General features: G+C 64.2%; 9 protein-coding genes and 1 pseudogene. 4 read left to right on the forward strand and 6 right to left on the reverse strand.

Going from position 1 to position 10,358, the window contains the following annotated elements:
* Positions 1-61 precede the first annotated feature (61 nt).
* The 3 genes from EGJ22_RS14675 to EGJ22_RS14685 form a co-directional block, all read right to left on the reverse strand.
* Entirely contained in the window at positions 62-490 is a 429-nt protein-coding gene (locus tag EGJ22_RS14675) for an organic hydroperoxide resistance protein (protein ID WP_009685224.1), read from the reverse strand.
* A gap of 140 nt (positions 491-630) precedes the next feature.
* Positions 631-1,086 (reverse strand): MarR family winged helix-turn-helix transcriptional regulator, encoded by a 456-nt coding sequence (locus EGJ22_RS14680; protein WP_029885629.1) that lies wholly within the window; start codon positions 1,084-1,086, stop codon positions 631-633.
* Between the two features lie 58 nt (positions 1,087-1,144).
* On the reverse strand, positions 1,145-2,098 hold the full coding sequence (locus EGJ22_RS14685) for a LysR family transcriptional regulator (RefSeq protein ID WP_029885628.1): 954 nt from the start codon (positions 2,096-2,098) through the stop codon (positions 1,145-1,147).
* Between the two features lie 113 nt (positions 2,099-2,211).
* Between EGJ22_RS14685 and EGJ22_RS14690 the strand changes: the two genes are divergently transcribed.
* Positions 2,212-2,961 (forward strand): sulfite exporter TauE/SafE family protein, encoded by a 750-nt coding sequence (locus tag EGJ22_RS14690; RefSeq protein WP_029885627.1) that lies wholly within the window; start codon positions 2,212-2,214, stop codon positions 2,959-2,961.
* Positions 2,962-3,040: 79 nt separating this feature from the next.
* On the opposite strand, the gene EGJ22_RS14695 is transcribed toward EGJ22_RS14690, so the two are convergent.
* Positions 3,041-4,387 carry a class II 3-deoxy-7-phosphoheptulonate synthase gene (locus EGJ22_RS14695; RefSeq protein ID WP_009685228.1) on the reverse strand — a complete coding sequence of 449 codons (1,347 nt, stop codon included), beginning with the start codon at positions 4,385-4,387 and terminating at the stop codon, positions 3,041-3,043.
* Between the two features lie 115 nt (positions 4,388-4,502).
* Between EGJ22_RS14695 and EGJ22_RS14700 the strand changes: the two genes are divergently transcribed.
* Both EGJ22_RS14700 and EGJ22_RS14705 read left to right on the forward strand, forming a co-directional pair.
* Complete coding sequence (locus EGJ22_RS14700) at positions 4,503-5,258, forward strand: spermidine synthase (RefSeq protein WP_029885626.1); 756 nt, start codon at positions 4,503-4,505, stop codon at positions 5,256-5,258.
* 409 nt (positions 5,259-5,667) lie between these two features.
* Positions 5,668-7,381: pseudogene (locus EGJ22_RS14705) on the forward strand (DEAD/DEAH box helicase).
* 87 nt (positions 7,382-7,468) lie between these two features.
* Here EGJ22_RS14705 and EGJ22_RS14710 read toward each other — a convergent pair.
* Positions 7,469-8,236 (reverse strand): class III extradiol ring-cleavage dioxygenase, encoded by a 768-nt coding sequence (locus EGJ22_RS14710; protein ID WP_029888095.1) that lies wholly within the window; start codon positions 8,234-8,236, stop codon positions 7,469-7,471.
* A gap of 101 nt (positions 8,237-8,337) precedes the next feature.
* On the opposite strand from EGJ22_RS14710, the gene EGJ22_RS14715 reads away from it, so the two are divergent.
* Positions 8,338-8,991 carry a thiopurine S-methyltransferase gene (locus EGJ22_RS14715; protein WP_009683622.1) on the forward strand — a complete coding sequence of 218 codons (654 nt, stop codon included), beginning with the start codon at positions 8,338-8,340 and terminating at the stop codon, positions 8,989-8,991.
* Between the two features lie 67 nt (positions 8,992-9,058).
* Here EGJ22_RS14715 and htpX read toward each other — a convergent pair whose 3' ends face one another.
* Positions 9,059-9,946, reverse strand: coding sequence for a protease HtpX (htpX, locus tag EGJ22_RS14720; protein ID WP_047150248.1), 888 nt, complete (start codon positions 9,944-9,946; stop codon positions 9,059-9,061).
* Positions 9,947-10,358 lie beyond the last annotated feature (412 nt).

Here is a 10,358-nt window from a genome sequence, read left to right on the forward strand (position 1 = left end):
TAGGCTTCGGCCGGGTTTTTTGTGTCTGTCAATTGTGCATCGCTGCACCTGCAGGGCAGGTTTAGACTGCTACGTGCAGCCGTACATCCACATTACCGCGGGTGGCGTTGGAGTACGGGCACACCTTGTGCGCCTTTTCCACCAGCGCTTCGGCGTCGGCCTGGGCCAGGCCGGGCAGGTTGATGTGCAGATCGATGTCCAGGCCGAAACCGCCCGGAATCTGGCCAATCCCCACCTTGGCGGTGATCGAAGCATCGGCCGGCAAAGCTTTTTTCTCTTGCCCTGCCACGAACTTCAAGGCGCCGATGAAGCACGCCGAGTAGCCGGCGGCAAACATCTGCTCAGGGTTGGTGCCGTCACCGCCAGCCCCACCCAGCTCTTTCGGGGTGCTCAGCTTGACGTCCAGCTTGCCGTCGCTGGAACGGGATTTACCGTCGCGCCCACCGGTGGAGGTAGCTTCTGCGATGTACAGCGGAGTGACCTTTTGCATCTTGAGCCTCGCTAATGCGCTGTGCGCTCCCGTTAGCGGGAGGACGCGGGTTGGTGTGGAATTTAAATTAGCGCGCAATTAGTTAGCGCGCAAGATAAATATTCACCGCTCAGCCGAACGGCCATTGCCCAGCATAGCCGCTAAAGGTTTTTCTGCAGGTTCTCGCGCAGGTCCAGCAACTCGGCCTGCAACTGCTGCAACTGCTCAAGGCTGCGACCGCTGGCCTTGAGGATGCACTGCGGCACTTCCTTTGCCCGCTGCTGCAGGGCGCGGCCTTTGTCGGTGAGTTGCACCAGCACCACCCGTTCGTCCTCGCGGCTGCGGTTACGCTGTAGCAGGCCTTCGCTTTCCAGGCGCTTGAGCAGCGGGGTCAGTGAGCCCGGGTCGGTCAGCAGGTGCTGGCTGATTTCACCCACGGTCAGGCCGTCTTGCTCCCACAGCACGAGCATGGCCAGGTATTGCGGGTAGGTCAGGCCCAGGGCCTGCAGCAGCGGTTTGTAGACCTTGGTCATCAGCAACGAGGTGGAATGCAGGGCGAAACAGACCTGGTTGTCCAGCAGCAGCTCGTCACAGGGAGCTTGGGTGTCGGCGTTCATGCACGTCCTTGAAGGTAATCAATGGGAAATCCTGGCACGTTGAGCGTCACTGCACGCATCACTCGCGCAGTCCGCTGCGCAGGGCCAGGTCCCAGGGTGGAATCGGACTGAAGCGGCTCTTGAGAAATTCGAGCAGCAAACGGCTGCGAGAGTTCGTTTCATGTTCCAGGCGTAGCGCGTAAATGCCGCTGCTTTCAGCCTGGGGCAGGCCTGCGTCACAAAACAGTGGCACCAGTTCGCCGCGCAGCAGGTACTCGCTGATCAGCCAGGTGGGCAAATGGGCGATGCCCAGGCCCGCCAGCGCACCAAACAACAGGGTTTCGGCGTTGTTGGCGGCCATGCGCATGCGGGCCGGGCGGTAAAGGCGGGTTTGCCCGGCGACCTCGAAACGCCACGCGTACGGGGGGGCCAGGCCGTCCCAGTCCAGGCCGTCATGGCCGGGCAGTTCGCTGGGGCAGCTGGGCATGCCGCGGCTGGCCAAATAGGTGGGGCTGGCGCAGGCAATGCGCACCATGTAGGCCAGTGGCGTGGCGACCAGGCGGGTATCGGCCAACGGGCCGGCACGCAACACCAAGTCCACTTCGCCCAGGTGGCTGCCCTGCAGGTCGACAAAGCTGTCGATCAGGCGCAGCTGCACGTCCAGGCCCGGGTAGGCCAGCAGGAAGTCGGCAATGGCCGGGGCCAGGTGGCGGCGGCCGAACGCGGCGGGGGCGTCGATGCGGATCAGCCCTTCCGGTGCATTGCTCAGCGACACTGCCTCGGCACGGGCCAGGCGCAGTTCCTCGATGATGCGCTTGGCCCGCTCGGCAAAGGCGTGGCCCGCCGGGGTGGCGCGCACGGCATGGGTGCTGCGGGTAAACAGGCGGCTGCCCACGGCGGCTTCGAGGGCGTCAATGCGCCGCGCCACCGCAGACGGGGTCAGCGGGTAGCGGCGGGCGGCGGCAGAAAAACTGCCGCTTTGCAGCACGTCCAGGAACAGGCTTAGCTGCTCGGTGAGGGTATCGGGGCTCATGGTTGCCTTGCTTTTGCACAATACGCACAGCCATTGTGCGCTGCTGTGCGTTTCCCCGCCAGCGCACACTGGTTAGCATGCCGCTATCAACTTTGCTGGCGAACGAGGCCCTGATGATCGAGTGGTTGCTGTATATCGTGCTGGGCGCTGCCCTGGGCACCATGGGGGGCCTGTTCGGCATAGGCGGTGGGCTGATCGCGATCCCGGCGCTGGGCGTGCTGTTCGGCCTGGACCAGCAACTGGCGCAGGGCACTGCGCTGGTCATGGTGGTGCCGAATGTGTTGCTGGCGTTGTGGCGTTATCACCAGCGCAACCGCATTGAGTTGCGCCACGCCGTGCCGCTGTCGTTGTGCAGTTTCGTGTTCGCCTGGCTGGGTTCGATCTGGGCCGTGGGGCTGGATGCGCATTCCATGCGCCTGGGCTTTGTCGGCTTTTTGGTGGCGCTGGCGGTGTGGAACGTGGCGCGGATGTTCATGAAAGTGGCGCCAGCCAGTGCCGAACTGCGTTATGCCTGGCCTTGGCTGGGGGTGCTGGGCAGCTTTGCCGGTACCATGGGCGGGCTCTTCGGGGTAGGTGGCGCCGTGGTAGCCACACCGATCCTGACCAGTGTGTTCGGCACTACCCAGGTGGTGGCCCAAGGGCTGTCGCTGGCATTGGCGGCGCCGAGCACCCTGGTGACCCTGGTGACCTATGGCGTGCATCACAGTGTTGACTGGGGGGTAGGGTTGCCGTTGGCGGTGGGCGGCCTGCTCAGTATCAGCTGGGGGGTGAAGCTGGCCCATGCGCTGCCAGAGAAGGTGCTACGGGCGATGTTCTGCGTGTTCCTGGTGGTGTGTGCGGTGATGCTCGGGTTCGAGCTTTGAGCGTTTGACCGCGCCGGTGGGGCGAGCGCCGCGCAGGCGGCGCTTCGCGGCACCAGGCCGAGGGGGTAGGCGCCGAGGGTCAGCGCCGTACTTGCTTCAGTGTTTCGGCAATCAGGAACGCCAGCTCCAGCGACTGGTCGGCATTCATCCGTGGGTCGCAGTGAGTGTGGTAGCGGTCTGACAGGGCATCTTCGGTGATCGGCCGTGCGCCACCGATGCACTCGGTCACATTCTGCCCGGTCATCTCGATATGAATGCCGCCGGCATGACTGCCTTCGGCCTGGTGCACCTGGAAGAACTGCTTCACCTCGTCGAGGATCTGCGCAAAATCACGGGTCTTGTAGCCACTGCTGGCCTTGATGGTATTGCCGTGCATGGGGTCGGAGCTCCACAGCACCTTGCGCCCCTCGCGCTCTACGCAGCGGATCAGCCCTGGCAGGTGGTCGCCGACCTTGCCCGCGCCCATGCGTACGATCAGGTTCAGGCGCCCTGGGTCGTTGGCCGGGTTAAGGGTGTCGATCAGGCGGAGCAGTTCCTCGGGGTTCATGCTGGGGCCGACCTTGACCCCGATCGGGTTGTGCACCCCGCGCAGGAACTCGACATGGGCGCCGTCCAGCTGGCGAGTGCGGTCGCCGATCCACAGCATGTGCGCCGAGCAGTCGTAGTAGTCGCCGGTCAGGCTGTCCTGGCGCACGAAGGCCTCTTCATAGTTCAGCAGCAGCGCTTCGTGGGCGGTGAAGAAGCTGGTTTCACGCAGCTGCGGCGCGCTGTCCAGGCCACAGGCACGCATGAACGCCAGGGTTTCGTCGATGCGGTTGGCCAACTGGTGGTACTTGTCGGCCAGCGCCGAGTTGGCGATGAAGTCCAGGTTCCACTTGTGCACCTGGTGCAGGTCGGCAAAACCGCCCTGGGCGAAGGCCCGCAGCAGGTTGAGGCTGGCGGTGGCCTGATGGTAGGCCTGCAGCAGGCGCTCCGGGTCGGGGATGCGGCTCTTGGCGTCGAAGCCGATGCCGTTGACGATGTCGCCCCGGTAAGCGGGCAGGGTGACGGTGCCGATGGTTTCATCGCCCGCCGAGCGTGGCTTGGCGAACTGCCCGGCCATGCGCCCGACCTTGACCACCGGGCAGCCCGCGGCAAACGTCATGACGATGGCCATTTGCAGCAGCACCTTGAAGGTGTCGCGGATTTTTGCCGCTGAAAACTCGGCGAAGCTCTCGGCGCAGTCGCCGCCTTGCAGCAGGAAGGCGCGGCCTTCGGTCACTTCGGCAAACTGCCGGCGCAGTTCGCGCGCTTCCCCGGCGAACACCAGCGGCGGGTAGCTGGCCAGGGTCTGTTCGACCTTCAGCAGGTGCGCGGCATCGGGATAGGTCGGTTGCTGCTGGATCGGCAGGGCGCGCCAGCTGTCGGGGCTCCACGGTTGGTTCATGTCAGGCTCGGTCTGGTCGGTTATCGGCTGGCGGCCATGGTAACAGTTGGCGCTGCGCTTGTTGCATCGGGGGCGTTGGCGGACAATGCGCGTTTTTGTGCGGGCGGGTGCAGGCATGGCGACGGAACGGCAAGAGCGGCTACTGGCGCGGGTGGAGGATGCCTTTGGCGTCATCAGCGTGTACGAAGTGGACGACTACCGCTTTCTGGAATTCGGCGATGCCATCGAGCAAAGCTGTGTGTTCACTGCCGACCCCAGCTGGTTGGAGTACGACTATACCCGCGCCATGCTGGTTGGCGCGTTGTGCCATGAACAGCCGGAAAGCGCGCTGTTCCTGGGCCTTGGCGCGGGCACGCTGACCCAGGCCTGCATGAAGTTCCTGCCGCTGGACGATATCGAAGCCATCGAGCTGCGCCCGGACGTCCCGCGCCTGGCCATGCAGTACCTGGGCCTGGACGACGACCCGCGGCTGTACGTGCGCATTGGCGATGCGCTGGAGCTGCTGCCCAGCGCAGAAAAGGCCGACCTGTTGTTCGTTGACCTGTACACCGACCATGGGCCGGGGGTAGGGCACCTGGCGTGGAACTTCCTGGCGAGCTGCCAGCAGCAACTCAACCCGGGCGGCTGGCTGGTGATCAACCAGTGGGCCACCGATGATGGCAAGCCGCTGGGTGCAGCGTTGCTGCGTGGCTTGTACCACCGCCATTACTGGGAACTGCCGGTGAAGGAGGGCAATGTGATTCTGCTGGTGCCGGCGGATCTGGAGCAGACCCTGGACATGGAAGGCTTGCGGGCCCGGGCGCAGGCGCTGGCGCCACGATTGGGCTACAGCCTCGAGGGTTTGATCCGCGAGATTCGGCCGGCTACCTGAATGGCAGGTGCGGCCGTAGCCGTCGCGATCCCTGTAGGAGCGGCCTTGTGTCGCGAAAGGGGCGCGCAGCGGCCCCACATTTTCAGCTTCGCTGCGGATGTTGCCGGGGCCGCTGCGCGCCCCTTTCGCGACACAAGGCCGCTCCTACGGGGATCGTGGCAGCGTCAGGGATTATCGTTTCAGCCCCTGAAAATATTCCTCACCTAACCGTACATTTCAGGTATAGTACGCGCCGGTCTTTTAGCGGACCTCAAAATCAGGTGGTGCAAATCCTCCGAGTCCAGCTTCGGCTGCACGTCCGCTAGGCGGACCTTCCCAAGTTTTCTTTTTCAATCGTTTTCGCAAATCCCCGCCGCCAAAGCTGCCTGGGTGACCTGACGGTCTTTCAAGGCATGTGCAGCTTTGGAGCATGGGTCTTTGCGGATGCACCTAGAGGCAGACCCATGACCCAGGAAACCGGCGGCTTCGCCGCTCTCGATCTCAACCCGAATATCGTTGCTGCCGTAGTGGCTACCGGCTATGAAGAGCCGTCCGCCATTCAGCAGCAATCTATCCCGATCATCCTCGCCGGTCATGACATGATCGGCCAGGCGCAGACTGGCACCGGCAAGACCGCTGCCTTCGCCCTGCCGATCCTCAACAAGATCGATGTGAGCAAGCGCGAACCGCAAGCCCTGATCCTGGCGCCAACCCGTGAGTTGGCGCTGCAAGTTGCTACCGCTTTCGAAACCTACGCCAAGCAGATGCCAGGCGTGAACGTGGTTGCTGTGTACGGTGGTGCCCCAATGGGCCCACAGCTGCGCGCCATCCGCAACGGCGCGCAAATCGTCGTCGCCACCCCGGGCCGTCTGTGCGACCACCTGCGTCGCGACGAAAAAGTCCTGTCGACCGTGCAGTACCTGGTACTGGACGAAGCCGACGAGATGCTCAAACTGGGCTTCATGGACGACCTCGAAGTGATCTTCGACGCCATCCCTGCTACCCGCCAGACCGTGCTGTTCTCCGCCACCCTGCCGTCGTCGATCCGTTCGATCGCCGAGCGCCACCTGCGCGAACCCAAGCACGTCAAGATCCAGAGCAAGACCCAGACCGTTACCGCGATCGATCAGGCCCACCTGATGGTCCACGCCGACCAGAAGATCCCGGCTGTACTGCGTCTGCTGGAAGTGGAAGAGTTCGACGCGCTGATCGCCTTCGTGCGCACCAAGCAAGCCACCCTGGACCTGGCCGCCGCGCTGGAAGCCAAGGGCTACAAGGCTGCTGCGCTGAACGGCGACATCGCCCAGAACCAGCGTGAGCGCGTGATCGACTCGCTCAAGGATGGCCGCCTGGACATCGTTGTCGCCACCGACGTGGCGGCCCGTGGCCTGGACGTACCGCGCATCACTCACGTATTCAACGTTGACATGCCGTACGACCCGGAGTCCTACGTGCACCGTATCGGCCGTACCGGCCGTGCCGGTCGCGAAGGCCGTGCGCTGCTGCTGGTCACGCCACGTGAGCGCCGCATGCTGCAGGTAATCGAGCGTGTAACCGGGCAGAAGGTTGCCGAAGCGCGCCTGCCGAACGCCCAGGCGGTGCTCGATGCGCGCATCAAGAAGCTGACCAACAGCCTGGCGCCACTGGTTGCCGAGGCTGAAGCCACCCATGGTGACCTGTTCGACCGCCTGACCAACGACCTGGGTTGCAGCGCCCGTGCCCTGGCCTCGGCCCTGCTGCGCAAGGCCACCAACGGCCAGGCGCTGGACCTGGCGGCGGTAGAGCGTGAGCAGCCGCTGGTGCCGAGCTTCGCCCCGCGTGGTGAGCGTACCGAACGTGGTGAGCGCAGCGAGCGCCCTGACCGCGGCGACCGCGAGCGTCGTGCGCCGCTGCCGCTGGCCGAAGGCCGCGTGCGTTGCCGTACCGCCCTGGGTGCCCGTGACGGTATCGCCGCCAAGAACCTGCTGGGCGCGATCCTCAACGAGGGTGGCCTGGCGCGTGACGCGATCGGTCGTATCCAGGTGCGCGACAGCTTCAGCCTGGTCGAGCTGCCGGAAGATGGCCTCGAGAAGCTGCTGTCCAAGCTCAAGGACACCCGCGTGGCCGGCAAGCAGCTGAAGCTGCGCCGCTACCGCGAGGATTGATCCTGGCGCAATGAAAAATCCCCGGCCTTGGCTGGGGATTTTTTTGCCTGTGCCATGGTGGGGTTGCGCGGCAGCCCCCCGCAATCCTCAGTCGAACCGGTAGATGTCCATCCCCAGCGCCCCCAAGGTGAAGCCTTGGTGCACAACGCCAAACTGCCCCCCCGCCCCAAGGGCAAAAAACAGCGGCAACAAATGCTCATCGTTCGGGTGGTTGCGCACTGCAAACGGCGCCTGTTGCCGATAAGCCAGCAACCCCTCCCGGTCATCAGCCCGCAGTTTTTCCACTACCCAATCTCGAAACGCCAACGCCCACGGCTCGATCACGTCGGGCCCAGCATGCCAGTCCAGCTCGCCAAGGTTATGGGTAATGCTGCCCGAACCCACCAGCAGCACGCCCTCCTGGCGTAGCCCCGCCAGTGCCTGGCCAACCTCCACTTGCAGCGCCGGGCCCATCTGGGTGGGCAGCGAAACCTGCACCACTGGGATGCTCGCATCGGGGTACATCAACGACAACGGCACCCAGGCGCCATGGTCGAACGGCCGCTGCGGGTCGAGGCGCGCGGCCAGCCCGGCGCCCTGCAGCAGCTCGCCGACCCGGCCGGCGAGGGCAGGGTCACCGGGCGCAGGGTACTGCACCGCATACAAGGCCGGTGGGAAGCCGTAGAAGTCATGCCAGGTTTCTGGGTGTGCGCCACCGGTGATCAGCAGCTCGCGGCTTTCCCAGTGCGCCGACACCACCACAATGGCTTGCGGCCGCGGCAGTGCGTTGGCGAGCCCTGCCAGCGCCGGGCCGCTGGCGCCGGGTTGCAGGGCAAGCATGGGGGAGCCGTGGGAAATGAACAGGCTGGGCAGCATGGCGGGGTCCTGAAGGTTAAGATGCACTCATCTTCGATCAACTAAAGATCGAAATCCAAACCAACTTTTGCTGGCAAACCATCTAAAAATCGGGAGTGTTCATGGAACCAGCGTTCTGGCAGCAACGGTGGGCCGACAACCAGATCGGCTTCCACCAGGCGCAGGTGAACCCGTATCTGCAGCGGTACTGGCCAACATTGCAGCAGGTGCCCGGCAGCCGCGTGCTGGTGCCACTGTGCGGCAAAAGCCTCGATCTGGCCTGGTTGGCCGGGCAGGGGCACCGGGTATTGGGCGTGGAGCTTTCGCGGCGGGCCGTGGAGGGTTTCTTCCGCGAGCATGGGCTTGAGGCCGAGGTGCGGCAGCGTGGCGACTTTGAAGTATGGCGCAGTGGCGACGTGGAGCTGTGGTGTGGGGACTTCTTTGCCCTGCAGGCAGAAGATGTCGGCGACTGCGCGGGCCTGTACGACCGCGCGGCGCTGATTGCCCTGCCGCCGCCCATGCGTGCGCGCTACGCGCAGGCCCTGTCGGCGTTGTTGCCAGCCGGGTGCCTCGGCGTGGTGGTGACGTTGGATTACGACCAGTCGCTGCTGGCCGGGCCGCCGTTTTCGGTGGCGGATCAGGAGCTGAGGCAGGGCTTTGCGGGCTGGCAGGTGGATGAACTGGAGCAGGCGCAGGTGCTCGGGGAAAGTCCGAAGTTTCTGCAGGCCGGGGCATCCAGTGTGTTGGAGCGGGTCTACCGGGTCTGCCGGCGCTAGCGCGGGTAAGCCTGCACAGGCAGGCACAAAAAAGGGCGACCGAAGTCGCCCTTGCTTGCCTGTTGGATCAACCGCGACGGCGCAGGGCCTCGATACGGTCTTCCAGCGGCGGGTGGCTCATCAGCAAGCCGGCCAGGCCATGCTTGAGGCCGCCGTTGATGCCGAAGGCCTTGAGCGTGTCCGGCATGTGCACCGGCAGGCCTTGTTCCACCCGCAGGCGCTGCAGAGCGCCGATCATCGCCGAAGTGCCGGCCAGTTGTGCACCGGCTTCGTCGGCGCGGTATTCGCGGCGGCGCGAGAACCACATGACGATCATGCTGGCCAGGATACCCAATACCAGCTCGGCAACGATGGTTGCCACGTAGTAGGCGATGCCCTGGCCTTCTTCGTTCTTGAAGATGACCTTGTCGACGAAATTACCGATGATCCGGGCGAAGAACATCACGAAGGTGTTCACCACGCCCTGGACCAGCGCCAGGGTAACCATGTCGCCGTTGGCCACGTGGCCGATTTCGTGGGCCAGTACCGCACGCACTTCGTCGGGCGAGAAACGCTCCAGCAAGCCCTGGGACACCGCTACCAGTGCGTCGTTACGGTTCCAGCCGGTGGCGAAGGCGTTTGCCTCGTAGGCCGGGAAAATGCCCACTTCAGGCATTTTGATGCCCGCTTCCCGGGACAGCTCCTCGACCGTTTGCAACAGCCACTGCTCGTGGCGGGTGCGCGGCTGGGTGATGATCTGGGTGCCGGTGGTCATCTTCGCCATCCACTTGGAGATGAACAGCGAGACGAGGGAGCCGGCGAAGCCGAACACGGCGCAGAACACCAGCAGGCTGCTGAGGTTCAGGTCGACCCCGTTGGCGGCCATGAACCCGTTGAAACCGAACAGGCTCAGGGTAATGCTTGCAACCAGCACCACCGCGAGGTTGGTGGCTACAAACAACAGAATGCGCATCATGGTTGTTACGTTCTCCTGACGGATGAATTGTCGCTTACTGCGGGGTATATAAGGGGCCTGGGGTGCCGTTTCAATCGGGGGACTATTTCAAACTGTGTACGGCGGAGTATGGCAGAGGATGACGCGTGGGCAGTGGGATAGAGCGTTGCAGGATGTAAGAAACAGGTGGCGCAGATAACCGGGCTGCTTTGCAGCCCATCGCCGGCAAGCCAGCTCCCACAGGGACCTCACAAAATTCAGGCCTGTGATAACCCTGTGGCTGGCTCCCATAAGCACTCCCCAATCCTCAGGCCTGTGGTGATCCTGTGGGAGATTCTATGGTTTCTGGCAAGGGCAGCCGGAGCATCTTCAGCGCCTGTGAGATCGAGCGCCGCCCGCGCGGCGCAATCGCGAGCTGCGCTCGCTCCTACGT

The sequence above is a fragment of the Pseudomonas sp. p99-361 genome (assembly GCF_003935475.1).
In the GTDB taxonomy this organism is placed as follows: Bacteria; Pseudomonadota; Gammaproteobacteria; order Pseudomonadales; family Pseudomonadaceae; genus Aquipseudomonas; species Aquipseudomonas juntendi.

Coding starts and splice junctions, on each gene's coding strand:
- EGJ22_RS14700 (WP_029885626.1), top strand. CDS start 4,503: ATGGCGACGGAACGGCAAGAGCGGCTACTGGCGCGGGTGGAGGATGCC.
- EGJ22_RS14685 (WP_029885628.1), bottom strand. CDS start 2,098: ATGAGCCCCGATACCCTCACCGAGCAGCTAAGCCTGTTCCTGGACGTG.
- EGJ22_RS14690 (WP_029885627.1), top strand. CDS start 2,212: ATGATCGAGTGGTTGCTGTATATCGTGCTGGGCGCTGCCCTGGGCACC.
- EGJ22_RS14715 (WP_009683622.1), top strand. CDS start 8,338: ATGGAACCAGCGTTCTGGCAGCAACGGTGGGCCGACAACCAGATCGGC.
- htpX (WP_047150248.1), bottom strand. CDS start 9,946: ATGATGCGCATTCTGTTGTTTGTAGCCACCAACCTCGCGGTGGTGCTG.
- EGJ22_RS14695 (WP_009685228.1), bottom strand. CDS start 4,387: ATGAACCAACCGTGGAGCCCCGACAGCTGGCGCGCCCTGCCGATCCAG.
- EGJ22_RS14710 (WP_029888095.1), bottom strand. CDS start 8,236: ATGCTGCCCAGCCTGTTCATTTCCCACGGCTCCCCCATGCTTGCCCTG.
- EGJ22_RS14675 (WP_009685224.1), bottom strand. CDS start 490: ATGCAAAAGGTCACTCCGCTGTACATCGCAGAAGCTACCTCCACCGGT.
- EGJ22_RS14680 (WP_029885629.1), bottom strand. CDS start 1,086: ATGAACGCCGACACCCAAGCTCCCTGTGACGAGCTGCTGCTGGACAAC.